The 24945-nt window shown below is 73.1% G+C and carries 22 protein-coding genes; 11 read left to right on the top strand and 11 right to left on the bottom strand.

The genetic code is table 11. From position 1 onward, the window contains the following. Window positions 1–79: 79 nt before the first annotated feature. From OG439_RS05895 to OG439_RS05875, 5 genes are all read right to left on the bottom strand, one after another. Window positions 80–754, bottom strand: a complete 675-nt coding sequence (locus OG439_RS05895; RefSeq protein WP_326948324.1) for a hypothetical protein — start codon at window positions 752–754, stop codon at window positions 80–82. Window positions 755–820: 66 nt separating this feature from the next. Beyond that, window positions 821–1474 carry a hypothetical protein gene (locus OG439_RS05890; RefSeq protein WP_326948323.1) on the bottom strand — a complete coding sequence of 218 codons (654 nt, stop codon included), beginning with the start codon at window positions 1472–1474 and terminating at the stop codon, window positions 821–823. Window positions 1475–1507: 33 nt separating this feature from the next. Further along, window positions 1508–1882, bottom strand: coding sequence for a hypothetical protein (locus OG439_RS05885; RefSeq protein WP_247050018.1), 375 nt, complete (start codon window positions 1880–1882; stop codon window positions 1508–1510). Between the two features lie 62 nt (window positions 1883–1944). Continuing rightward, entirely contained in the window at window positions 1945–2313 is a 369-nt protein-coding gene (locus OG439_RS05880) for a roadblock/LC7 domain-containing protein (RefSeq protein ID WP_326948322.1), read from the bottom strand. Between the two features lie 365 nt (window positions 2314–2678). Next, a complete protein-coding gene (locus tag OG439_RS05875) occupies window positions 2679–5120 on the bottom strand; it encodes a DUF7617 domain-containing protein (RefSeq protein ID WP_326948321.1) in 2442 nt (813 codons plus the stop codon). A gap of 371 nt (window positions 5121–5491) precedes the next feature. Here OG439_RS05875 and OG439_RS05870 point away from each other — a divergent pair, with 371 nt between their 5' ends. Then, entirely contained in the window at window positions 5492–6241 is a 750-nt protein-coding gene (locus tag OG439_RS05870; RefSeq protein WP_326948320.1) for a dienelactone hydrolase family protein, read from the top strand. Window positions 6242–6244: 3 nt separating this feature from the next. Here OG439_RS05870 and OG439_RS05865 read toward each other — a convergent pair whose 3' ends face one another. Next, the gene (locus OG439_RS05865; protein WP_326948319.1) at window positions 6245–7162 is read right to left on the bottom strand and encodes an NADP-dependent oxidoreductase; all 918 of its coding nucleotides are present in this window, start codon (window positions 7160–7162) and stop codon (window positions 6245–6247) included. Window positions 7163–7287: 125 nt separating this feature from the next. Here OG439_RS05865 and OG439_RS05860 point away from each other — a divergent pair, with 125 nt between their 5' ends. Beyond that, window positions 7288–8139, top strand: coding sequence for a helix-turn-helix transcriptional regulator (locus OG439_RS05860; protein WP_326948318.1), 852 nt, complete (start codon window positions 7288–7290; stop codon window positions 8137–8139). A gap of 5 nt (window positions 8140–8144) precedes the next feature. On the opposite strand, the gene OG439_RS05855 is transcribed toward OG439_RS05860, so the two are convergent. The 3 genes from OG439_RS05855 to OG439_RS05845 are packed head-to-tail and all read right to left on the bottom strand — an operon-like array spanning window position 8145 to window position 9301. Then, window positions 8145–8444 (bottom strand): hypothetical protein, encoded by a 300-nt coding sequence (locus OG439_RS05855; protein WP_326948317.1) that lies wholly within the window; start codon window positions 8442–8444, stop codon window positions 8145–8147. Then, complete coding sequence (locus tag OG439_RS05850; RefSeq protein WP_326948316.1) at window positions 8437–8772, bottom strand: DUF3253 domain-containing protein; 336 nt, start codon at window positions 8770–8772, stop codon at window positions 8437–8439. The genes OG439_RS05855 and OG439_RS05850 overlap by 8 nt, the downstream gene beginning before the upstream one ends. 43 nt (window positions 8773–8815) lie before the next feature. Further along, on the bottom strand, window positions 8816–9301 hold the full coding sequence (locus tag OG439_RS05845) for a hypothetical protein (protein ID WP_326948315.1): 486 nt from the start codon (window positions 9299–9301) through the stop codon (window positions 8816–8818). A 165-nt stretch (window positions 9302–9466) separates the two neighbouring features. Between OG439_RS05845 and OG439_RS05840 the strand changes: the two genes are divergently transcribed. From OG439_RS05840 to OG439_RS05820, 5 genes are all read left to right on the top strand, one after another. Then, window positions 9467–10468: a LacI family DNA-binding transcriptional regulator gene (locus tag OG439_RS05840; RefSeq protein ID WP_326948313.1), complete on the top strand. Its 1002-nt coding sequence runs from the start codon at window positions 9467–9469 to the stop codon at window positions 10466–10468. Between the two features lie 179 nt (window positions 10469–10647). Beyond that, window positions 10648–11019 (top strand): hypothetical protein, encoded by a 372-nt coding sequence (locus tag OG439_RS05835; protein ID WP_326948312.1) that lies wholly within the window; start codon window positions 10648–10650, stop codon window positions 11017–11019. A gap of 17 nt (window positions 11020–11036) precedes the next feature. Continuing rightward, window positions 11037–12140, top strand: a complete 1104-nt coding sequence (locus tag OG439_RS05830) for a DUF5005 domain-containing protein (protein WP_326948311.1) — start codon at window positions 11037–11039, stop codon at window positions 12138–12140. A gap of 11 nt (window positions 12141–12151) precedes the next feature. Next, complete coding sequence (locus OG439_RS05825; protein ID WP_326948310.1) at window positions 12152–15745, top strand: discoidin domain-containing protein; 3594 nt, start codon at window positions 12152–12154, stop codon at window positions 15743–15745. 56 nt (window positions 15746–15801) lie between these two features. Continuing rightward, window positions 15802–18606 (top strand): NACHT domain-containing protein, encoded by a 2805-nt coding sequence (locus OG439_RS05820; protein WP_326948309.1) that lies wholly within the window; start codon window positions 15802–15804, stop codon window positions 18604–18606. A 3-nt stretch (window positions 18607–18609) separates the two neighbouring features. Here the strand turns inward: OG439_RS05820 and OG439_RS05815 are convergent, their stop codons facing one another. Further along, on the bottom strand, window positions 18610–19572 hold the full coding sequence (locus OG439_RS05815; protein ID WP_326948308.1) for a GlxA family transcriptional regulator: 963 nt from the start codon (window positions 19570–19572) through the stop codon (window positions 18610–18612). A gap of 71 nt (window positions 19573–19643) precedes the next feature. Here OG439_RS05815 and OG439_RS05810 point away from each other — a divergent pair, with 71 nt between their 5' ends. Both OG439_RS05810 and OG439_RS05805 read left to right on the top strand, forming a co-directional pair. Beyond that, window positions 19644–20222, top strand: coding sequence for an HD domain-containing protein (locus tag OG439_RS05810; RefSeq protein ID WP_326948307.1), 579 nt, complete (start codon window positions 19644–19646; stop codon window positions 20220–20222). A gap of 41 nt (window positions 20223–20263) precedes the next feature. Next, window positions 20264–20590 (top strand): hypothetical protein, encoded by a 327-nt coding sequence (locus OG439_RS05805; protein WP_326948306.1) that lies wholly within the window; start codon window positions 20264–20266, stop codon window positions 20588–20590. Here OG439_RS05805 and OG439_RS05800 read toward each other — a convergent pair. Further along, complete coding sequence (locus tag OG439_RS05800; RefSeq protein WP_326948304.1) at window positions 20587–21363, bottom strand: endonuclease I family protein; 777 nt, start codon at window positions 21361–21363, stop codon at window positions 20587–20589. The two genes, OG439_RS05805 and OG439_RS05800, sit on opposite strands and share 4 nt — an antisense overlap. A gap of 230 nt (window positions 21364–21593) precedes the next feature. On the opposite strand from OG439_RS05800, the gene OG439_RS50010 reads away from it, so the two are divergent. Continuing rightward, window positions 21594–22004, top strand: coding sequence for a nuclear transport factor 2 family protein (locus tag OG439_RS50010; RefSeq protein ID WP_442788228.1), 411 nt, complete (start codon window positions 21594–21596; stop codon window positions 22002–22004). 51 nt (window positions 22005–22055) lie between these two features. Next, window positions 22056–24905 (top strand): AfsR/SARP family transcriptional regulator, encoded by a 2850-nt coding sequence (locus OG439_RS05795; protein WP_326948303.1) that lies wholly within the window; start codon window positions 22056–22058, stop codon window positions 24903–24905. Window positions 24906–24945: the final 40 nt, after the last annotated feature.

Here is a 24945-nt window from a genome sequence, read left to right as displayed (position 1 = left end):
GCGACCGAGGGGGCTGCCGGGGCGACCCGGTGGTGGGCGTGGCACTGGGGGTGGCGCCCACCACCGGCCGTCGTGACGATCAGGAGGCGACGGAGTCGATCAGCCGGTTGAACCGGAGCCGCGAGGCGCGTTCGACCCCGGCGAGGATCCCGGCGCCGCCCATCGCGATCTTCGCCCACGTGGGCAGGTGGATCGGCGAGGTGAACGCGCCGACGTGCGCGGCGACGAGCGGGATCCGGGTGAGGGCATCCGCGCCGTGGAGCAGGCTGACGGCGAGCGCGACCAGGAGGACGACGAGGGACACGGCCCCGACGACGGCACTGGCGCGGGGGTAGCGCTGCCCGAACCGCGCCCGCAGCCCTTCCTGGGACCGGCGGTGCGGCCGCAGCGCGTGCTCGGAGCCGTCGCCGGCCACGAACCGCAGGCGCTTCAGGCCGAACGCGCTGGTGGCGACCTCGATCACCCCGCCGGGCACCGGGAAGGTCGCCGGCAGGTTGGAGCGGGCGACCTGGACGCCGTCCCGGTACAGCGCGGCCGGGCTCTTCCCCGCGCCCCTTTCGTGCTGCCGCCGGCTCTTCGCATCGGCGAGGTACCGGACGTCGACCGCGTACGCATGGCTGTTCGCGAGGTCGAGGAAGAACAGCGAACGGGAGAAGAGCTGCCAGGGACGGTAGTCGCGAAGCGCGCTCCCGTCCCCGGGCCGCACCCTGCCGAGCTGAAAGCGCCGTCCGAGCTTCTTGGCCGTCGAAGTCATGCCTCGATTCCAGCCGTCCTCGCGGCCGGACGGCAGTGTCACCGCGTCACAACACCGCCGTGACATTCATGAAGGCAGTTCCACCTCGAGGCCCATGATCCGGGCGGTGTGCCGACGGCGGATCCAGCGGCGGGCGGTCGTCGTCTCGGGAAGTTCGTCGGCGAACGCCTTGCGCTGGGCCGCGGTCGCCGCGCGCCAGCGCATGGTCAGCGCCGGGCGGACCGGCGGGACCCAGCCCCGCGCCGACTCGTGCGCCGCGGCGAGCCGGGTCTCGTAGCCGGCCGCCGGGCGGTAGCCGAGCTCCAGGTCGATCAGCGGCTCGGCGCCGCCGGCGTGGTGGTGGCACCGCGAGAGCATCCGCGCGATCTCCTCCAGCGTGATCTTCAGCGCCGTGGGCACCTGGTCCTGCCACCGGCCGGGGTGCGGGGCGGCCGGCTCGCCCGCCGGCACGACGATCACGGCCCGGACCGCCGTCCCGGCCAGCTCGACGCGGATCCGGCGGCCACCGGCGTCGGCGAAGAACCGCGGCACCCGGCCGGCCACCCCGGTGCCGGACCACGTCCGCACCCACTGCGTCACGCCGCCGGGCGGGTGTTCCGACAGCACGAACGTGAACTCCAGGTCTTCGCCGGCGAGGCTCATCCGCACCGGGAACAGGGGCCCGAGGTCGTCCATGAACGCCGAGCCGATGACGAGTGCGGCGCTGGAACCGCCGGTCAACGCCGCCTCCTCCCCCGGTGGCCGCGCGGCCGCCTATACCTGCAGGTCCGCTTCGATGCGCTTGAGGTAGTGCCGGGCCAGCGCCAGGTTCGCCCGCTCCCGGTCCAGCACCAGGTACAGGAACAGGGATTCCCGCGACGACACGGTGTTCAGCAGCCGGATCAGGTGGTACTGGCGGTGCAGCGTGATCAGGATGTCCTCGATGTTGTCGTTGAGCGCGAGCGAGGACATCACCCGCAGCTTCGCCCGCACGACCTCGGTGTTGCCGGCCGCGGCGACCTCCAGGTCCAGCCATTCGCCGCTGCCGCTCGTGCCGAGCGACATCCCGCTTTCGTAGTCGACCAGCGCGACGCCGACGGCGCCGGCGATCGACATGGCTTCCTTCAGTGCGGTGTCGATGTTCGTCATGACGTCACTTCCTTCTGTGAAATGGTGGTCGACGGCCTCGCGGTCCCGGTGGGCGCCGTGCTTCATGCGGCCAGGATCGAGCTGATCCGCTCGATGACGGGCCGGCACTCGAACAGGAGCCGCCCGACGTTGAGTCCCTTGTCCCCCAGCACGACCATCAGCGCCAGCCGGCCGATGGCGTAGACGGCCATGTAGCCCTCGCTGCTGAACACCACGGTCTGGTGCAGCGTGCCCTGCCCGGTGATCTGCGCGGCCTGGCGCGCGATCCCGAGGTCGGCGGCCGCGAGGGCGGAGATCTTCGCCGGGTCGACGGTGTCGGCCGCGTCGGCGAGAATCGGTATCCCGTCGACCGCGGCCAGCACGGTGTCGGTCACCCCGGCGACGTTTTCGCGCAAGTTCCGCAGTTCGCCGGCCAATGCGTCGAAGTCCACAGTGAGTTCTTTCTTCCGGAAATGGCAGAAGATCCAGGCGATCAGCCATTCGGATCGCTCTTCCGACGGCAGACCATACCGTCGGCACCACTTTTCGCCTATCGACTCCGGAAGACCCCGACGAGAGCTACACGATCGAGTGAATCGACCGCCGGTTTCGTAACAACGGCTATTCGATCGGATCGATTGCCGTCGATTGATCACGCGCACGGTGAACCGGTGGTTTCAAACTCCCGGACCCTTGCCGTGAAGAGCCGAAATGCCGCCCGCGAGATCGTGGAAACGAACCACGACCACGGGCGGCATCCCGATTTTCGAAACCGTCACTCAAGGCGACGGGTCAGCACCTTGCTCCATTGAGCCCATCAGAGGATGCAGAGCAACGAACACGCCGTCGCCGAGGACCACTCCGATTGTGTCGGCGGCGTCCCGGACGGGACGTTCACCGGCACGTAGCTCGCCTTCGCGCGGTTGGTGAGCGGGAACAGGCTCAGCAGCGCGTACGTCGAGCAGTACACCTGCTTGGACGTTCCGGCCGCCAGCGTGAACGGACCCGTCTGGCACGACGGCTCCACGCTGTCCACCACCTGGCCGGCCGTGATGCCGACCGGGCCCTGGTTCGTCACCGTGATCCGCCAGTACGCCGTCGCGTTCAGCAGGCCCAGGAGACCGACCGGGGCCTGCTTGGCCCACGGTCCTGCCCCGCCGGGTCCGCACTTCGACGCCGTCGCCGAGGCGCAGATCTCCTTCTGCACCACCACCTTCGGCGTGCACGCGGCGCCCGGCGCGACCGGGAGCGTCACCGTGTTGGAGGTGAACGCGCCCGTCGTGTCGGTGCCGGTGGCCGTGTTCGCCACCGACGTCACCGCGCAGTCCGCCGCGATCGTCGTCGAGAAGCACAGCTGCGGCGCGTCACCCGCGTAGTCGACGACCAGCTGCGGCTGGTTGCCGCCGCCGAAGTCGGCCGCGCTGGTGAGCACCAGCGACGTCGTGACCGTGATCGACGGGTGCGCGGCGGCCGAGACGCCGGTGAGGTCGACGGAGCCGTCCGGGGCGAAGCCGGGCGTCGGGACGACCGTGCCACTCTGGTCGACGACCGTGACCCGCGACGCGGCCAGGTCCACATTGGATGGTGTGATGCCGGTCAGCCGCGCGGCCGTGTACCCCTGGACGTGCCCGGTGCCGCCGTCGCAGTAGAAGTCACCCGGCTTCAGCGTCACCTGACCGCCGGAGCGGACGCACGGCGTGGCGCCGGTCGCCGGGTCCATCGAGAACAGCACACCCGCGTCGCCCAGGCCGATGAGGCAGCCCGTGGGCGGGTCGTAGGTGTAGCCGTAGTCCCGAGTGGCGCCGCCGTTCGCCGCCGGGTGCGTGATCGGGCCGGGCAGGCCCGCGCACGCGGCGCCGGTCGTCCAGTCGTGGCACAGCGCCGCCCCGGCGAATCCGCCGTTCCAGAGCGCGAGATAGCTGCGCAGGTGGCCGGCCGGGTCGGTGACGACCTCCGGGTTGAAGACCCACACCCCGGCCGGGAGGGCCGCCGCGACCGGCGGCGCCGGGAGCGCCGAGCCGTCCAGCGCGAAGCAGGTGGTGACTTCCGTGGCGCCGTTCGTCGTCGAGCACGCGCCCACCGGGGCACCCGCCGTGCTGAAGAACGTGTAGGCGTTGTAGGTGTAGTTCCCGGGCGGGCCGGTCGGTTTCGACGCCGCCCAGCCGGCGCACGCCGTCGCCGTCGCGGGGTCGAAGCAGCCCAGCGCGGGCCGGCCGACGCCGGGGACGGAGGACGACGCGAACACCTTGCCCGCCACGACGGTCATCGAGCCGTAGATGTGGGCGAGGGTGTTCCCCGGCTGGTTGTTGCTGGGCGGCACGATCGGCGCGTACGGCTGGCCGCCGCAGGCGCTCTTCGTGGCGATGGTCCAGCAGACGACCGCGCCGGTGCTCACGACGCCGTACAGGTTGCCGCCGCTTTCCACGAGGCCCGCGATGCTGTTGACGGCGGACGGGGACCCGCCGGTCGCGGTCAGCGGCCAGTACCCGCAGTTCGCCGCGGCGGCCAGGTCGAGGCAGCCGACCCCGACGGAGGCGGCGGTGAGGGCCGGGTAGTAGACCTGCGCGGGCGCGGCCGGGTTGCGGAAGTACTGCGGGGTCAGGGTGCTGGCGATGTCGCCGGTGTTGCCGGTGCCGAGCGGGCCGGGCGCGGTGTTGAGCGGCTTCGGCCACGGGCCGCCCGGGCAGCGCTGGCCGGTGCCGGCGTCGGTGCACACGAGCTTCGCGTTGGCGGGGTTGACGTGGTGGAAGACGTTCCACGCCTGGAGCGTGCCGTCGGAGGTGCGGTTCAGCAGCGGGGTGAAACCGTCACCGCCGGTCGCCGTCGCGATCGTCTGCACGGGCGGGGTGAGGGCGCCGGACAACGCGGTCGCGTCCGCACCGGAACGCGGGTTCGTCGCGCGCACGGCCGTCACGCCGGAGGCGGGTTCGGTGCCCGTGAAAGCGCTTCCGTCGGTGGACCACGACGGCGTCCAGCCGGGCGGCGCGTGCAGGGAGCCGCTCTGGTAGGCCTGTCCCGCGGCGACGGCGTCGGTGATGGTCGCGGGGCCGGTGGTGCTCGCGCGGTCGTCGTAGCCGACGACCCAGTTCGCGGTGGCGCCGTGGTCCGCCGGGGATCCGGTGCCCTGCACCGATTTGGTCAGTCCCGAAAGAGGCGGGGCGGCGGGGGCCGCCGCCGCGGGCGAGGGGAAGGCGGCAGCCATGAGCACGAGGGGCAGGGTTGCCGCCCCCAGGCGGCGCGCACGCATGCGTCTTCGCATGAACGTTCCTCGATTCTTTTCCGATTTTCCGAGCCGGAGGAAAATCGTATGCCGCGCGGGGAAACCGTTGAAGGGACGACACCCGGGCGCCGAGGGGGCCGACTCCTTCGGCGCAATTCGTGACCGCGGCGAAATGGTGGACACCCGCTCCGGCGATGACCGTTTCGCTTTACCGTCACCTGGACGCCGGTACGCCGTCACTCGTCCGAGTTACGTCCGAATTGTCCGGCAGGCTAGAGTGGGGGCCATGACTACCGGGACGGCCTCGCGCCACACACGGAACGGTTACCCGGTGCTCTTCTGAGCCGCGCGGGCGCCGCCCCCGTCGGGTCGATCACCAGCTCCACCCATCGACCACGACAGGAGAAGCCATGCCCAGCACCACCCTGCGGATTCCCACCCCGGACGGCCAGGCCGACGCCTTCGCCGCCTTCCCCGGCGACGGCGAGCGGCACCCGGGTGTGCTGCTCTACACCGACGCCTTCGGCCTGCGGCCCGAACTGGAGAGCAAGGCCCGCGAGCTGGCCGGGCACGGGTACTACGTGCTCGTCCCCCACCTCTACTACCGCCACGGCCCGGCGCCGGTGATCGCTCTGCCCGAGCACATCGGCGAAGAGGTCCGGCCCGCGATCATCACCCGGCTGATGCCGCTGCTCGAGGAGCACACCACCGAGCGGATCCTGCGTGACGCCGACGCCTACCTCGGGTTCCTCGCCGCTCAGCCCGAAGTCGCCGCCGGTCCGGCCGCGGTGCTGGGCTACTGCATCGGTGGCGCCCTGGCGCTGCGGACCGCGGCGGCGTTCCCCGGCCGGGTGGCCGCGGTCGCCGGGTTCCACCCGGGCTTCCTCGTCACCGACGCGCCCGACAGCCCGCACCGCCTGCTCTCGGACCTCACCGCCGAGGTCCACCTCGGGCTGTCCGAGAACGACATGCGCCCCGAGGCCGTCGACGAGCTCAACAAGGCCCTGGCCGCCACCGGCGTCGGCTACTCCACCGAGATCTACCCCGGCAGCGTCCACGGCTACACGATGTCGGACACCGACGCCTTCAACCCGGTGGCGCTGCAACGACACTGGGACCGCCTGCTCCCGCTCCTGCACCGCACCCTCGCGGCCGGCTGAGGCTCACGGCCGCAGCACGATCTTGCCGTGGGTGTGCCCCCGTTCCAGCTCGCGGAAGGCGTCCCGGACCCGCTCCAGGGGGTAGGTCCGGGCGATCGTCACCTCGAGCTCGCCGCGCGCGGCGAGCCGGGCCAGTTCGCCGACGACGACCGCGCAGGCCGCCGCGCCCTCCCCGGCGGTCCGCGCGCCGACCCGGGCCGCGGCCGGCCAGTCGCGGATCGTGTCGATCCGCTCGGGCCGCACGCCCAGCTCGACCGCCAGGTCGACGTAGCCGGCGCCGACCGTGTCGATGAACGCGTCGACCTTTCCGTCGGCGGCCTGCCGGATCCGGTCGGCCACGCCGTCGCCGTACGCGACCGGGATGACGCCGTGGCCGCTCAGCCAGGCGTGGTTCGGCGCGCTCGCCAGCCCGATCACGGTGGCGCCGCGGCGGCGCGCGAGCTGCACGGCCAGGGACCCGACCCCGCCCGCCGCGCCGGACACGACGACCGTGTCGGCCGGTCCGGGGTCGACGGTGAACACCGTGGCGTAGGCGGTCGTGCCCGCCACGTACAGCGACCCGGCGACGTCCCAGGGCAGACCCGTCGGCCGCGGGGTCAGCCGCACGTCGTCGACGGCGACGTACTCCGCGTGGCTCGCCCGGTCGTGGGTGAAGCCGAGGACCTCGTCGCCCACCGCGAACCCGCGCACCTCCGGCCCGGCCTGCACGACGACCCCGGCCAGGTCGCTGCCCTGCCCGGAGGGGAACGTCGCCGGCCAGCGCCCGTGCCGCGCGCCTTCCCGGATCATCACCTCGCCGGGCTGGATCCCGGCCGCGCGGACCTCGACCAGCACCTGGCCGGGGCCGGGCACCGGGCGCGCCACGTCGTCCACCCGCAGGACGTCGACCCCGCCGTAGGCGTGGAACCGCACCGCTTTCATCGTCTGCTCCCTCGTTCCGCTCACCCCACGACCGTGCTCCGGTTCCGGCGATCCGGGAACGGAGCGGTCCACCTAGGACCGGCGGTCCGATGATGCGGCCGGCGAACGGTGCTATCCATGGACGCATGGGAATGCACCGCGGCGAGCTCGCCGACTTCCTGCGCCGGTCCCGGGAGCGGCTGACCCCGCGCGACGTCGGGCTGGTCGAGGGGCCGCGGCGGCGGACGCCGGGACTGCGCCGCGAGGAGGTCGCGGTGCTCGCCGGGATGTCGGCCGACTACTACATGCGGCTCGAGCAGGCCCGCAGCCCGCAGCCGTCGGACCAGCTGCTGGGCGCGCTGACGCGGGCGCTGCGACTGACCGCCGACGAGCGGGACCACCTCTACCTGCTCGCCGGGCACCGGCCGCCGGAGGGCGCGCGGGCCGGGGAGTACCTGCGGCCGAGCCTGCTGTACCTGCTCGACCGGCTGGACGGCGTCCCGGTCCAAGTGCTGAGAGACCTGGGCGACCTGCTGGCGCAGAACGACCTGGCGCTGGCGTTGTTCGGGTGCGTGTGCACGGTGGCCCCGGAGGACCGCAACGTCGTCCTGCGCTGGTTCACCGAGCCGGCCGTCCGCGATCACTTCATGGCCGAAGAGCACGAAGAGCACAGCCGGGAACTGGTCGCCGACCTGCGCGCCGCCGTCGCCCGCCGCGGCGACGACGAGGCGTCACGCGCGCTGGTCGCCCGGCTGCGCGCGGCCAGTGCCGAGTTCACGGCGTTGTGGGACCGGCACGAGGTCGCGGTGCGCCGCGCCCACCGGTACCGGCTGCGCCACCCCGGGCTCGGCGCCATCGAGTTCGACTGCGAGCTGCTGGCGACGCCCGCGGCGGACCAGCGGCTGCGGGTCTTCACCCCACCACCCGGCGGCACCGACGCCCTGGACGTGCTGCGTGTGCTGGGCCCGCAGCACCGCTGCGAGGAGGAGCCGGCCTGAGCGGATCAGCCCAGCGCATCCAGGCCGTCCTGCCAGCGTTGCCGCCGCTGCGCGGAATCCTGCTCCCACCAGGGCGTGCCACGTTCACCGAGTGCGACCTTGGCGGTGTGCACACGAGACCGGGCCTCGCGTTCGGCGTCGATGTCCTGGCCGCGGCGGGCCGTGCCGACGTCCCGGCGCGCCCGCATCAGCAGGCTGCGCAACCGGGCCGCGTCCTCCTCCGGGATCTCCGGATCGGTGGCCCGCCACCGCCGTCCGTCGACGACGATGAAGCGCCCGTCCGGCGTCCGCTCCGGCTCAGCCATCGACGTGCCGGATCCGGATCGGTCCCCGCCACTCGCCGTCCGGATCGAGCGACCGGCCGCCTTGGGTGAGCCGCACCTCGCCGGCCCGGGCGAGTTCACGGGCCAGCTCCCGAGCCCGCGGCAGCAACGGCCGCCAATCGTCGGCGACGGCCCGGGCGGCGTCGGACGGACAGGTGCTGCTGCCCGCACCACGCCCGATGGCCAGCCCGAGCATGGCGGCGCGCAGCTGTTCGTCCGGCACGTCGGCGGTCAGGGCGACCCGGGCCTGGTCCGCACCGGGGCCGCCACCGTCCCGGGCCCGTTCGAGTTCCCGCCGCGGATCGCTCATCACGCCAGCATCGCACCGCTCGCCGGGCACCGCCGGGTTCGCGCTACGCCGCGTGCCACCACGGCACGTCCGTGTCCCCGAAGACCAGCACGAACAACGACACCGGGAACCGGCCGTCCATGGGCCGGAAATCGACGGTCGTCTCGATCTCCCCGGCACTGAGCAACCGGACGCCGGCCTCTCGGAGCACGGCGACGACGCGCATCTCCGACGGCCGGTCCGGGTTCGCCTCGACGACCACGTCGGCGCGGACGATTTCGTCGTCCGCCGGGCAGTACACGAGCAGTGCGAAGGGCCCTACAGCCGACAACCACAGCAACCAGCCCGGTGACCGGCGACCGGTCGTCAAGACGTACGAGAAGCTGACGTCGTCCTCACGGTCGGTCCAGTCCTCCACCCGCAGGAACTCCTGCAGCCGCGCCATGACCGGCTCCCACGGCCGGGTGGCCAACGCGTCCTGGAAGAAGCCGTAGTCCGGCTTCCGCAGATCTCCGTAGGCGCGCCGGGCGTGCGCCAGGAACTCCTCCACGCTCTCACCTCCTCCTGGTGCCATGATGCCCGCACGTTCCCGGGTGAATCCTGTTGCCCGGCAAAGACTCCCGGCTGAGGTAGGGTCGCCGCCGTGACGCGAGCCTCGGATGCGGAGCGGCCCGGCGCCGGCCGGCGTGGACCGGCGCCCACCGGGCGGCCCACCATGCGTGATGTCGCTTCGGCCGCGTCCGTGAGCGTCAAGACGGTGTCGCGGGTGGTGCACAACTACCCGTTCATCAGCGACGACGTGCGCGGGCGCGTCCAGGCCGAGATCCGCCGGCTCGGGTTCCGGCCCAACAGCAACGCCGTCGGCCTGCGGCGGACCGACCGGCCCGCCGGCGGCATCGGCGTGCTCGCCGCGGACCTGGCCGACCCGTTCTACGCCGGGATGCTCAGCGCGATCGAACAGGTCAGCACGGCGCGGTCGTTCACCACCCTCGTCGCCAGCTCCGACGAGGATCCCGCGCGCGAACGCGGGCTGCTCGGCACGTTCGTCGAGCGCCGCCTCGACGGGCTCATCGTGGTCTCGGCCGACCGCCGGCACGACCACCTGCGCCCGGAGCTGGACGTCGGCACGCGGATCGTGTTCGCCGACCGCCCGCCGCGGCGGCTGCCGGTGGACTGCGTGCTGGCCGCGCACGCCGAGGGCGCCGGCCAGGCCGTGACGCACCTGCTCGGGCAGGGCCACCGCGCGATCGCCTACGTCGGCCACTCCCCCGTGATCCACACGGCCCGGGAGCGGCTGCGCGGCTTCCGCGCGACGCTGGCCGAGGCGGGCCTCGAACCCCACGCGGTCCGCACGGACGCCGTCGACGCCCCGGCCGCCCACCGGGCCGCCGCCGAGCTGCTGGCCGCACCCGACGCCCCGACGGCGTTGTTCGCCGACAACCCGCGTCTCGTCGGCGGGGTGGCCCGGGCCATCGCCGAGTCGCGCGCGCCACGGACGGCACTGGTCGCGTTCGACGACTCGGAACTGGCCCAGGTGCTGGGCGTGACGGTGGTGGCCCAGGACCCCCGCGAGCTGGGCAGGAGGGCGGCCGAGCTGCTGTTCGCCCGCCTGGACGGCGACCGTTCACGCCCGCGGCGCGTGGTCCTGCCGACGACGCTCGTACAGCGTGGATCCGGCGAGGGCCGGGGTGTCGCGTTGCGCTCGGCCGAGCACTGACCGGCTGCCCGGAACCACGTCACAACGCGTCGCCGGCGCGCTCGGCCCGGCGGTAAAACCCGCACCGGACAGCGGTTCTGTCCAGTTCTGGCCATTGACAACGCTGACAACGCCGTCCGAGACTGGGCCGCGTTGCCAACGTTGTCAATCGGCACGTCCGATCTTCGAGGGAGCCCTCCGTGGCCGTCTTCCATCGCCGCCCGGTCCCGTTCGCCGCCGTTCTCACGGTGGCCGCCGCGATGACCGCGGCCCCGGCCGCCGGCGCCGCGCCGTCGTCGTTCCGGACGTCCTTCGAGACCACCGACCCCGCCCCGACCTGGGAGAACACGCCCGAGACCCCCGCGAAGGGCGTCGTCCCGGGGGCCGGGGAGATCACCCCGACCGCGGCCACCGACCACGATCTCGCCACCACCTGGCAGGTCCCCTCGGCCCACGGCACCCTGACGGCCGATCTAAGCGGCACCTACAAGTACTTCAAGCTCGACCTCGCCGCCGCGCCCGGTGCGGCCAAGACATCCGTCGCCGAAGTCGAACTGCTCGGTCACCGCTGACCAACTGAGGAGCGACCATGAAGTTCCGCCGCACCCTGGCGCTGTCCGCCGCCGTCACCGCGTCCCTCGCCATCGCCGGACCCGCCGCCGCGACGAACCGTCCACTTCGGATTCTCGGTGCCACTGCCGACACCGCGCTCACCCAGCGCTGGCAGGACTTCGGCAGGCGCCCCGGCGTCGGCTGGGCCGCGGCCGACGGCACCTACTCGACGCGGCTGCCGTCCGGTTTGGACGTCTGGCTGTACAACGACACCTTCTTCGGGCCCGTGCGCGCCGACGACAGCCTGCCGGAGTCCTCGCCGTTCACGCACAACTCGGCCGTACTGTCCACACCGGACGCGAAGCACCTGCTCACCACGATCGCGCCCGGACCGCCGGGGCACCCGAAGTCCTTGGTGGGCCCGACGCCGAACAGCCCGGGCGAGCCGAACGACTACTGGTACTGGAACGGCGACGGCATCGTCGACGGCGGGAAGCTGCGGGTCATCGAGTTCGAGCAGGCGCCGACCGACGACCCGCCGCCGTTCAACTTCGCCTGGACGAAGACCAAGCTCGCGACGCTCGACCCGTACACGTTCCGGCTGGAGAAGCTCACCGACGTGGCGTCGGTCGGCAACGTCCAGTGGGGCACCGAGCTGACGCGCGACGGCGCGTGGACCTACATCTACGGCGTCGAGGGCGAAGGCTTCACGAAGTACCTGCACGTCGCCCGCGCGCCGATCGGCCGGCTCGACGGGCCGTGGCAGTTCCGGACCGCGACCGGCTGGTCGGCCGACCCGGCGGCGTCGGCACGGCTGCTCGGCAACGTCGGCAGCTCCTTCGGCGTCACGCCGGTGGGCGGCGAATACCTGCTGACGACGTTCGGCTCGGGCCTGGAAAGCACCATCCACGCCTACCACGCGACCAGCCCGGTCGGGCCGTTCACCGGTGGCGAGACGATCTACACCGCGCCCGAGGCCGGGAACGGGCGCTACACCTACAACGTCGCGGCGCACCCCGAGATCAGCCGGCCCGGCGAGCTCGTCATCTCCTACAACACCAACAGCGAGAAGCTGGCCGACCTCTACGCGAACATCGACAACAACCGCCCGCGGTTCGTCGATCTCAAGCTCTCCCGATAGGAGCCCGGACCGTGAGCGGTTTGTCCCGTCGTACGTTCCTGCAGTCCAACGCCGTGCTGCTCGCCGCGCTCGGCGTGCCGGCCGCGCTCCCCGCCGCGGCCGAGGCCCAAGCGGCGACCGACCTGGCGCGGTACCGGCCGGTTACGGTGTCCTCCACGGCGTACGCGCCGACGCCGGCGTGGTTCGCCGTCGACGGCCTGGCCGAGACCGGCGTGAAGGGCTCGGGCTGGCGGGCGGGCGCGGGCGATCCACAGTGGATCGCCGTGGACCTGCAGGCCGCCTGCCGGATCGAGTCGGTGGTGCTGGTGTTCGAGGCGACCGCCACCGACCCGGTGTTCACCCCGGCGTCCGGGATCAACCCGTTCCTGAACACCACCGGCTGGGAGGTGCTGTCGAGCTGCGCGGTCGCGTTCACCCTCGACGTCTCGGCCGACGGCCGCACCTGGCAGTCCGTCCACGACGCCACCGACTCCCCCGGCGGCTGCGTCGAAGTCACGCTGGCGAAGCCGGTCACGGCCCGCTGGGTGCGGCTCACCGCGAAGCAGCAGGCGAACGCGAACCCCTTGGGCGTCAACGCTTTCGAGGTCTACGGCCGGTCCGACCACCCGCGGCCGGACGCCACCGGCTGGACCGACTGGGGCCGCCACACCACCCGGCCGCCCGGCCTGGTCACCGCGGCGGACGGCACGGTCGCGGTCGAGTCGGGCTGGACGCTGACCATGGACTCGCGACTGCCCTCGGCCGACGGCGCCGCGCTCGCCCGCGCCGGTGTCGACACGTCGACGTGGCTGCCCGCGACCGTGCCCGGCACCGTCCACACGGCACTGGTCGAGCAGGGCAAGCTGCCCGAACCGACCTCCGGGTTCGGCAACATGCGGGCCCCGGAAGCGCTTTCGCGGCACAGCTGGTGGTACCGCCGCGAGTTCACGCTGCCCCGCGGGTTCGACGCCGGCCGCCGCGTCTGGCTGGAGTTCGACGGGATCGACCACCACGCCGAGGTCTGGGTCGACGGCACCGCCGTCGGCTCGCTCACCCACCCGGTGGCACGCGCCGCCTTCGACGTCACCACGGCGTTGCGGGGGAAGGACGCGCACGCGCTGGCCGTGCGGATCGACCCGATGCCGCACCCGGGCAACCCCGGCGACAAGGGCCCGGACGGCGTCTCGACGTTGAACTCCAACGCCGAGCAGCAGGACCTGCCCGGGTACATCTCGATCAGCGGCTGGGACTGGATGCCCGGCGTCCGCGACCGCGGCGCGGGCATCTGGAACCACGTCCGGCTGCGCTCGACCGGCGACGCCGTGCTCGGCGAACCGCGGGTCGACACGCGGCTGCCGAACCTGCCGGACACGTCGGTCGCCGAGGTGACGCTGGTCGTGCCCGTGCGCAACGCCGCCGCGACGGCCCGGACCGTGACGATCGCCGCCGAGCTGGCGGGCGCCCGGGTCAGCCGCCGCGTCACCCTCGCGGCGGGCGCGGCGGCCGACGTCACGTTCACCCCGGCGACCGACCCGGCGCTGCGGCTGCGGCGCCCGGAACTGTGGTGGCCCAACGGGTACGGCGATCCGACGTTGCACCCGTTGACGACCACGGCAAGCGTCGGCAGCCAGGTCAGCGACCGCCGGACCGTCCAAGCAGGACTGCGGCAGTTCGGCTACACCGCGACTCAGCCGATCGTGATCGACCCGGCCACCGACCATTCGCCGCCCCAGACGGTGGAGTTCGACCGGACGACCGCGCGGTACCTCCGGATCCAGGGTGGGAAGCGCGCCACCGGTTACGGCATCTCCCTGTGGACACTGTCCGTTGTGGACGGTACTGGACCGGACCTCGCGCAGGGCAAAACCGCGACAGCGTCCTCTGAGGACAACGCGAACGACAAGGCCGGCAACGCGGTGGACGGCCGTGACGACACACGCTGGTCGTCCGGCTACTCCGACAACCAGTGGCTCCAGCTGGACCTCGGTGCCGCGGTGGCGTTCGACCGCGTGGTGCTCACCTGGGAGACCGCGTACGCGCTGACGTTCACCGTGCAGGTCTCCGACGACGGCGCGACCTGGACCGACCTCAAGAAGGTCAGCAACTCCGGCACGCCGCTGCAGATCAGCGTCAACGGCGTGCGCGTACTGGCCAAGGGCGGCAACTGGGGCTTCGACGAGCTGCTGCGCCGGGTGCTCCCCCACCGGATGGCCGACGCCGTCGCGCTGCACCGCGACATGAACTTCACGATGATCCGCAACTGGGTCGGGTCCAGCAACCGCGAGGAGTTCTTCGCCGCCTGCGACGAGAACGGCATCCTGGTGTGGAACGACTTCTGGGCCGGCGACGCGATCTTCCCGCCGGACAACGACGTCTTCCTCACCATCGCGACGGACACGGTCGTGCGGTACCGGCACCATCCGTCCATTGTGGTCTGGTGCGCCACCAACGAGAGCGACCCGCCCGCCGCGATGGACGCCGGCCTGCGGAAGATGCTCGCGGTGCGGCAGCCGGAGCTGTGGTACCAGGGCAACTCGGCCGGTGGTGTCGTCACCGGGCACGGGCCGTACTCGTGGATCGACCCGGCGCGCTACTTCGACGGCGACACCTACTCGATCGGCAGCTACGGGTTCCACAGCGAGATCGGCCTGCCGACCGTGCCGGTCGCGGAGAGCATGCGACGCCTGGCCGGCGACCAGCCGTCGTGGCCGATCGGCGACGTCTGGTTCCACCACGACTGGTGCACCCGCGGCGGCCAGAACCCGGACACCTACCGCGGCGCGATCGAGGACCGCTTCGGGCCGGGGACCTCGCTCGACGACTTCTGCGCGAAGGCCCAGCTCGTCAACTACGAGAGCATGCGGGCGATCTTCGAGGCCTACAACGCGGCCCTGTGGGACGACGCGTCGGGCGTGCTGCTGTGGATGTCGCACCCGGCGCACCACAGCACGGTCTGGCAGACCTACGACTACGACCTCGACACCAACGGCAGCTTCCACGGCGCGCGCAAGGGCTGCGAGCCGCTCCACGTGCAGGCGCGGCTGTCGGACTGGCAGGTGCACGCGGTCAACCAGACCGCGCAGACGCTCGACGGCGCCACGGTGCACGCCGAGCTGCTCGACCTGCGCGGACGCTCGCTCGGCACGCCGGTGTCCGCGCCGGTGTCGGTACCGGCGTCGTCGGTGAAAGCGGCCTTCACCGTGCCGTTCACCGCCGCGCTGCCGGCCTTGCACCTGCTGCGCCTGCGGCTGGTCGGGCGGGACGGCGCCGAGCTGTCGCGCAACGTCTACTGGCGCTACCGCACCCCGGCGGACGCGCGCGAGCTGACCAGGACCCCGGCCGACGTCTCCCTGCACGCCGGCCCCATCCGGCGTAACGGCGACCGCAGCGAGGCGGTGGTGACGCTGCGCAACACCGGCCGCGTCGTCGCCGCGGGCGCCCGGGTCTCGGCCCGCGACGCGCGCACCGACGCGCGGGTCCTTCCCTTGCGCTGCAGCGAGAACTACCTGTGGCTGCTCCCCGGCGAGACGGCCGCGGTGACGGTGTCGTGGCCGTCCCACGCCCTCGCGTCGGGCCGCCCGCGGTTCGTGGTGGAGGGGCTCAACGTGCCGCGCCGCACCAGCTGACGGATCGCCCGCGAACGTCACCGAAACGGTGAAACACCCCGTATCGTCTGGTCACCATGGGGAGTCGAGCCGGAGCTGTGGGCAAGTTCGCGCTGGTGGTGGCGGGGGCCGCACCCGCGGTCGTGGCGGTCTGGGCCGGCCACCCGGTGCTGTCGGGCGTGCTGCTGGCCGCGTACGCGCTGGTCGTCGGGCTGCTGACGGTCACCGGGGAGATCGCGCGGGAGCTGCGCGATCGGTGGCGGGCGCGGATCGTGGACCGCGTCGACCGCTGGCTGGTCCGGCGGTTGTCCCTGTTCGGCCGGCGGTACCGGGAGTTCGTGCTCGGCAGCCTGCGGTTCATCGACCTCAAGGGCCTCGCGACCATCGGCTTCCACACGCCGGAGCTGGACGAGGTGTTCGTCGACGTCAGCCTCACGTTCCGGCCGCCGCAGGACGTCGCCGACAGCCTGCTGCCCGACCTCCGGGCGAGCGCCACCGACCGGCAGTCGCTGCAGGACTTCCTCGACCGGCCGCGGCCGGTCGTGCTGGCCCTGGTCGGCGCGCCCGGCAGCGGGAAAACCACCCTGCTGCGGCACACCGCGCGGCGGATCTGCCTCGCCCGCCGCGGCCGGCACCGGCGGGTGCCGATCCTGCTGCACCTGCGTGACCACGTCGACGCGGTGCTGTCGGCGCCGGACACCGGCCTGGCGGACCTCGTGCGCGGCGTCGCCGGGCGGAACTGCGGCGAGGAACCGCCCGGCTGGTTCGAGCAGCGGCTGCGTGACGGCCACTGCGTGGTGCTCCTCGACGGTCTGGACGAGGTCGCCCGGCAGGAGGACCGCCGCAAGGTCGCGGACTGGGTCGAGCGCCAGATCCAGCACCACCCGAAGAACGACTTCGTGATCACCTCGCGCCCGCACGGCTACCGGACCACGGGCATCGGCGGCGCGACCGTGCTGCAGGTCCGCAGTTTCACCGACGACCAGGTGAAGCGCTTCGTCGAGGGCTGGTACTCCGCGGTCGAGCGGTACAGCACCGGCGACCGCGCCGACGAGGTGCGGACCCGGGCCGCGGCCGCCACCGAGGACCTGCTCGAACGGCTCGGCGAGGCGGTCGCGCTGCGCGACCTGACCGCGAACCCGTTGCTGCTGACGATGATCGCCAACGTGCACCGGTACCGCGGCGCCCTGCCCGGCAGCCGCGCCGACCTCTACTGCGAAATCTGCCAGGTCATGCTCTGGCGCCGCCAGGAAGCCAAGAAGCTCCCGATCGAGCTGGGCGGCGACAAGAAGGAGATGGTGCTGCGCAGCCTGGCGTACTCGATGATGCGGGACCGGGTGCGCGACCTGGCCCGCGCCGACGTCCTGACCGAGGTCGGGAAGGCGCTGCGGCGGGTGTCCCGCGACCTCACCGCGGAGGCGTTCCTCGCCGACGTCGGCTCCAACGGGCTGCTCGTCGAGCGGGAGAGCGGGCTGTACTCCTTCGCCCACCACACGTTCCAGGAGTACCTCGCCGCCGTCCACACCCGGGACAAGGGCCTGGTCGACGTCCTGACCGGCGCGGTCGACGACCTGTGGTGGCGCGAATCGACCCTGCTGTACGCCGCGCAGTCCGACGCCGACCCGATCGTCCACGCCTGCCTGCGCGTCGGCGGCGTCACGGCCCTGTCCCTCGCCGTCGACTGCGCGGAGCAGAACAGCGAACTGGCCCCGGAGCTGCGCAGCCGGCTCGACGAGTTCCTCGAACCCGCGGCCCGGCCCGGCGAGGACGCCGGGCACCGCCGGCTGCGGGCGGCCGTGCTGCTGACCCGGCAGCTGCGTCCGCAGGTCCAGGTGGGCGACGGCGGCCGGGTCTGCGCGCGGCCGGTCACCGGCGGTCTCTACGACCTCTACCGGCTGGACACCAGGGCACCCGCACCGGACGGGCCGCCGGCGCCCTCGGACGCCGCCGTCACCGGCGTGCGGGGCAGCGACGCCGCCGCCTTCGTCCGCTGGGTCAACCACGTCCTCGTCGGCGAGGCCGTCTACCGCCTGCCCCGGCGCGCGGAGCTCGACGACCCGGCCCGCAGCCGCTCGGTCGCCCCCTGCGCCTGGCTGGAGGGCCTCGACCTGTGGCTGGCCCCCGGGACCGGCCACCCCCACCTCGTTCCCGCGCGGACGCTCGTCGACTACGTGCGCGACGACATCACCCGGTCCACCCCGAGCCTGCTGCGGCCGCTGCTGCTCAAGCTGATCCCGAACGACCGCGTCCGCTCGATCGGCCACACCCTGCCGCCGGCCGGGCTCCGGAAGCTGGCCCACGACCTCGCGGTGGAACACGACGCCGTCCTCGATCTCGCGGACGAGCTCGACCTGACCGTGGACCGGGATCTCGACAGCACGCTGATCCGCGTCCTCACCCCCGAGCTCGCGCGGATCCGGATGCTCAGCCTCGACCAGGTGCTGGGCCGGGCCCTGGCCCACGCCCAGGCCGGCCTGCTGCGGTCCGCCACCCCCGCCACCGCCTGGGCGAAGAACCTCGCCGCCGCCTTGACCGAGGAGGCGGGGGCCGCGGCCGCCACCGCACCACAGTCCCCGGAGGCGTTGGCGGGCAAGGTGTCCCGGGCGCGGGAGCACACGACGGGGTCGTCGTGGGCCCGCCAGGTCGCCGCGAAGCTGGAGCTGGAGTCACGGCCCGTGTTCGCGCGGGAGCGGCCCCTGACCTCGAATTCGGCCACCGCCCTGCGGCTCGCGGCGTTGTGCCTCGCCGCGGAGATGCGGGCGCACGACCAAGCTGAGCTCGGGGCCGCGTTCCACGAGATCGCCGCCGGCGTCACCCTGCTGCAACGCCGGGCGGCCGGCCAGGCGCCGCCCACCGAGCGGATCGTCCTCGCCCTCGCCTGATGCTCAGGGGCCCGGCTGGGTGCCGCTGTGGTGGAAGAGCGTCCGGTACTCCTGGGGCGACGTGCCGATGTGGCGGTGGAAGGCCGCCCGGACCGACGACGGCGCGCCGAGCCCGGTGCGGCGGCCGATGCGTTCGACGGACAGCGTCGTCGTCTCCAGCAGCTCGCGCGCGCGGTCGATGCGCGCGTCGGCCAGCCAGGCCATCGGCGACGTCCCCGTCTCCTCGCGGAAGCGGCGGATGAGCGTCCGCCGGGACACGTGGGCGCGCCGCGCGAGGACGTCGATGCTGAGGTCCTCGCCGAGGTTGCCGAGCATCCAGCTCCGCAGCGGGGCGAGCCGGTCGCCCGTCGCTTCGGCGCGCAGCTGCTCGACGAACTGCGTCTGGCCGCCGGTGCGCCGCGGCGGGGCGACCAGGAACCGCGCGCGGCTGTTGGCGGCCGCGGGGCCCTGGTCGAGGCGCACGAGGTGCAGGCACAGGTCGACGCCCGCGGTCACGCCGGCCGAGGTGAGGATGTCGCCGTCGTCGATGTAGAACCGGTTCGCCACGACCTCGACGCGTGGGTACAGCCGCCGCAGGAGATCGGCGTACTTCCAGTGCGTGGTCGCGGGACGCCCGTCGAGCAGCCCGGCCGCGGCGAGGGCGAACGCGCCCGTGCAGATGGAGACGAGCCGGGTGCCGCGGCCGTGGGCCGCCCGCAGCGCGGCCAGGACCTCGGCGGCCGGCGGGGTCTCGACACCCTCGAAGCCCGGGACGATCACGGTGCCGGCGGCGGCCACCGCGTCGAGCCCGGCCGTGGCGGTGACGGTGAAGCCGTCACCCGGCACCGGCCCGGGCCCGCCGGTCGTGCAGACGGTCATCGCGTAGAACGGGTCCGTCGCGAAGATCTGCGTCGCGATGCCGAATTCGAGCGCCGGCACCCCGGGCAGGACGAGCACCGCCACCTGGTGCCGGTCCGCCGTGGTCATGGCCCGATCATAGCGCCGATTGGCACTCGGGCCACTTTCGTGCGCCGCGTCTCCTTCCTACGGTCGGAGTCATGAACGACGTACTCGCGCTGCCCACCGGCCCGCTAGCCGAGGCGAGCCTCCGCCTGGCCCGGGAGTCGGAGAGCGCCCCGATCGCCGACCACAGCGTCCGCAGCTTCCTGTTCGCCCGCCTGGTGGCACGACGGGAAGGCAGCGTGACCGACGCCGCCTACGACGAGAACCTGCTGTTCGCCGCGTGCGCGTTGCACGACCTGGGCCTGGGTTCCCGGGCGGGCGGCCGGGCGCGGTTCGAGGTGGAGGGCGCGGACCTGGCCGCCGCGACGCTGACCGGTCACGGCGTCGCGGCCACCGACGTCGACCGCGTCTGGGAGGCGATCGCGCTGCACTCGTCGCTGGGCATCGCCGACCGGTGCGGGCTGCTGACTTCGTTGACCCACAAGGGAATCTTCACCGACGCGGGCCTCTTCGCCGACGTCGATCCCGGCTCGCTGCGGGAGGTCTACGCCGCGTACCCCCGCCCGTCGGGCAACCGGTACCTCCAGGACGCGATCGTCGAGCACGCGTCCCGTTCGAAGGCGGCGGCCCCGCCGTACTCGATCGCGGCGGAGCTGCTGCGCCAACGCGGCTGAGAGCCCGTCACCGCCGGGGCGCCGCCGTGGACCTTCGCCGCGTGCGAGCCGCCGCACATCAGCGGCACCAGTTCGTCGGTGGCCAGTTCGGGACGGACGGCTCCCGCGTCGCGGGCGCGGTCGAGCAGCCGGCCGGCGATGGGTCAGTGCCCGAGCAGGCGGGCGCTTTCCTCGGCTCTCCGCAGAGCCGTCAGCAGCGCGGCGCGGCCGGTCCGGACCACGCCGTCCGCCGCGCCCATGACCGCCTCGCCACCGCCCTCGGCGCGGACGTCGTGAGCTGGCCGGGCGCAACGCACAGCGTGCACCTCGACCACCCCGACGAGGTCCTCGCGACGGTGCGGAACCTCGTCACCCGCGTCCGGAGCTAGCCGTAGATCGCGTCCGCCCACTCCGGGTGGTCGATGAACGGGTTGCGGTTGTGCTGGAACCGGTCGTAGATGACCTGGTTGCGGTGCTGCTCGGCGGCGTCCGGCGGGTCCTGGGCGTTCCAGGCCAGCAAGACCGAGAGCCGCCCGATGTTGGGCGCCGAGCCGTTGTCGACGCTGTCGTTGGGTTCCAGATCGGGATAGCCCTCGGTGCCGTCGTAGCGGACGGCCATGTAGAGCACCATCCGCGCCACGTCGCCCTTGACGGCGTCGCGCGGCTCGAAGGAGTCCGCGTCGGTAAGGCTCCCCGGGGCCTCGGCGACCGGGGAGCCGCCGTCGTCGAAGTCCTTGTTGCCGCGCTCCGCGTTGACCGAGACGTCTTCGGCGCGCAGGTGGTGCAGGTCGGTGCCCGGGCCGGTGGCCGTGCCGAAATCGCCGTGGGACTTCGCCCAGACGTGCTCCCGGTTCCACTGGTCCGGGTCGCCGCCGTTCGCGGTCTTCGCCTGGGAACGGCCGCTGTAGATGAGGATGACGTTCGCCGGGTCGGCGGGATCCTCGTCGGCGGCCTTGATGCCGTCCCACACCTCGTCGTAGGTCAGTTTCGTGTTGGTGCTGATGATGCCGTGCAACGCGGTCTTGAGCTCGGCGCCGGTCTTGCCGAGAGCGGCCTGGTAGTAGTCGTCGGCCGGCGCCGCGGCCGCGGCGGGCGCCAGGCAAGTGGCCCCGACGACCGCGCCGAGCGCGAGGATCACCGGGATACGGCGGGGTGTGCGCATGGACGGTTCCTCTCCCCAGAGACACCCGCCCGGACCTGGCCCGAGACGAGTGTTGACACGTTGTCCGTCTAGTTGGAAAAAGACTGCCATACGTGTCAATAGGGCTGGCTGCAACGATCGGCGGGATAGCCCGCGGATAGCGGCCCGCAAGCCGGCCCGGCCAGACTGGGCGCACCCGCCGGCCCCGGTCGCGGGCCGACCCCGGGACGACTCAGTGGAGGGACGCCGAAATGGCGCCTGCGGGAGCAGGGGAACACGCCCGGCCGAGTGCCGGCGCCGTCGCACTCGGAATCGACCACGTGCGGCTCAGCTACCACTACCTCGATATCGGGGACATCGACGGATACGGTTCCCTTTTCACCGCCGACGCCGTTTTGCACTATCCCGGAATAGCGCCGTTACGGGGTCGCTGCGCCATCGAAAGATTCCGCGCGGCCCGACCCGGACGGCGGCACACCCTGCACAGAGTGACGGTGACGCACGGTGAGGTAGTGACGGTCGGCGACTTAACCACGACTGGGCCGAACGGCGGGCGTACAAATACCGCCTTCGTCGACAGCTTCACGCTTTCGGACTATGGGCTTATCACGGCCCAGAAGACAGACTTCCGTTCCGGGGGAAATTCACGAGCGGTCGGGTGAGGCGGGGAAGCCCGGCCCTCCCCGGCCACGGAACAGTCATTGAGGAACAGTGTGAGTTCGACGAGCGTGCCCTCCGGCGAGCAGCCCGTCTACCGGATCCTCGGTCCCCTGGAGATCCGGGACGTCGCCGGTGGCGAGCTCCGCATCCCGCCCGGCCGCCAGCAGACCGTGCTCGCCACGCTGCTGGTCGACGCGAACCGCGTGGTGAGCCTGGACCAGCTCATCGAGGCCATCTGGTACGACGATCCCCCGGCGACGGCGCGGACGCAGGTCCAGATCTGCGTCTCCCGGCTGCGGCGTGCGCTGGCCGACGCCGTCGGCCCCGACACGCTCGTGACCCGCGGCCCCGGGTACGAACTGCTGGTGGCCGACGGCCAGCTCGACGCCCGGACGTTCGCCGACCTGGTCTCCGCCGCCGCCGAGCAGACCCGCGCGGGCGCGCTCGAAGACGCGTCCCGGCTGCTCGACGCGGCACTCGCGCTGTGGCGCGGCCCCGCGCTGAGCGGCACCGGCAGCCGGCTGCTGGAGGCCAAGGCCAGCCACCTCGAGGAGCAACGCCTCAACGCCCTCGAAGCCCACTTCGACCTGGGGCTGCGGCTCGGCCGGCACCACCAGCTGATCGGCGAGCTGGCCAGCCAGGTGACGGCGAACCCGCTGCGGGAACGGCTGCGCGGCCGGCTGATGCTCGCGCTCTTCCGGGCCGGGCGCCAGGCCGAGGCGCTGGAGACCTACCGCGTCGGCCGCGAGCTGCTCGTCGACCAGCTCGGCCTCGAGCCCGGCGACGAGCTGCGCCGGCTGGAGTCCGCGATCCTGGCCGACGACGCCGGGCTGCGCCGGAGCCCGGCACCCGAGGCGCCCGCGGCCCCGGCGCACCCGCCGGTGGTGCCGTTCCAACTGCCGACCGACATCGCCGACTTCACCGCCCGTGACGCGCTCATCGAGCAGACCGAACAGCTGCTGCTCGGCCACCCGGGCCGGCGCGCGACACCGGTGGTGGTGCTGGCGGGCAAGCCCGGCGTCGGCAAGACCGCGCTCGCGGTGCACATCGCGCACCGGATCGCCGATGACCACTGCCCCGACGGCCAGCTCTACTGCGACCTCGGCGGGACCCGAGCCCACCCGGCCGACCCGCTCGACGTGCTCGGCCGGTTCCTGCGCGCCCTCGGCGTCCCCGGCCCGGCGGTGCCCGGCTCGGTCGACGAACGCGCGGAGATGTACCGGCACCGGCTGGCGGGCAAGCGGATGCTCGTGGTGCTCGACGACGCCGGGTCGGAGCGCCAGGTCCGCGACCTGCTGCCGGGCACGGCCAGCTGCGTCGTGCTGGTGACCAGCCGCGTCCGGCTCACCGGGCTGGCCGGCGCCGGTGTCCTGGACGTCGACGTGCTCGATCCGGACCAGGCGACCGGGATGCTCGCCATGATGATCGGGGCGGAGCGGGTGGCCGCCGAGCCGGCCGCCGTCGCCGCGCTGGTCCGGCTCGTCGGCGGGCTGCCGCTGGCGCTGCGGATCGTCGCCGCCCGGCTCGCCGCGCGGCCGAGCTGGTCGCTCGCGTGGATGCTGGAACGGCTGTCCGACGAACGCCGCCGGCTCGACGAGCTCGCGCACGGCGAGCTGATGGTGCGGGCCAGCCTCGCGCTGACCTACGACGGCCTGGCCGCCGACGCCCGGCGGCTGCTGCGGCTGCTCAGCGCCCTGGACCGGCTCAGCTTCCCGGTGTGGGTGGCCGCGGCGCTGCTGGAGGTCGACCCGCTGGAGGCCGCTGACCTGCTCGAACGGCTCGTCGACGCGCAGATGCTGGAGATCTCGGCGGTCGAGCGGGACAGCAGCCCGCGCTACCGCTTCCACGACCTCATCCGGCTGTTCGCCCGCGAGCAGCTCGACGAGCACGAGCAAGCGAGCGGCCGGCGCGCGGCGCTCGCCCGCGTCGCCAGCGGCTGGCTGGGCCTGGCGTGCGAGGCGCACCACCGGATCTACGGCGGCGACTTCACCGTGCTGCACGGCTCGGCACCGCGGCTGCGGCCGCCCGACGGCGCCGTCGACCGGATCCTGGCGGACCCGCTGGTGTGGTTCGAAGACGAGCAGGACAACCTGTGCTCGATCGTCGCGCTGGCCGCCGAGGCCGGGCTGGACGAGCACGCCTGGGACCTCGCCGTCACGATGGTCGCGCTGTTCGAGAACCGCTGCTACTTCGACGACTGGGAGCGCACGCACCGGCAGGCCCTGACCGCCGTCCGCGCGGCGGCCAACCGCCGTGGCGAAGCGGCTTTGCTGTGCTCGCTGGGTTCCCTGCACCTGAGCCGCGCGCACCCGGACGCCGCGGCCGAGCCGCTCGCCCGCGCGCTGGCGACGTTCGAAGACCTCGGCGACGCCCACGGCAAGGCGATGGCCCACCGCAACCTGGCCCTGGTCGACGAGGCCCGCGGCGCGGACCCGCAGGCGCGGTTCGAGCGCGCGCTCATCGAGTTCCGGGTCGCTGGGGACCCGGTCGGCGAGGCGTACGTGCTCGGCCGGCTCGCGCAGACCGAGCTGGACGCGGGTGACGAGGACCGGGCCGGGACGTACCTGGCCGAAGCGCTGCGGATCTGCGACCGGACGGGGACGCCCCGCGTCGAGGTCCAGCTGCGGTACCGGCTGAGCGGGCTGATGATGCGCCAGGGCCGGCACGAGGAGGCCGCCGACGTGCTGACGGAGCTGCTGACCCGGGCCCGCGCGGCCCGCGATCTCGCGGGCGAGGCGCGCATCCTGCACCGGCTCGGCCTGGTGCACGCGCAGCTGGGTCGCCGCGACACGGCGGAACGGCTGCTGGTGGAGGCGCTGGAGCTGCACGAGCGGATCACCGGCGGCGCACCGGATGACGGGGTGCGCGCCGACCTCGCGGCATTGCAGGCACTGCCTGGGTGACCGGGTCGCCCGGCTCGCGTGCGGTGCCGGTTGTCGTGAG

The sequence above is a fragment of the Amycolatopsis sp. NBC_01307 genome (genome assembly GCF_035975215.1).
GTDB lineage: Bacteria > Actinomycetota > Actinomycetes > Mycobacteriales > Pseudonocardiaceae > Amycolatopsis.
The sequence above is the reverse complement of the archived record's forward strand: the minus strand, read 5'-3'. Positions and strand labels throughout refer to the sequence as shown.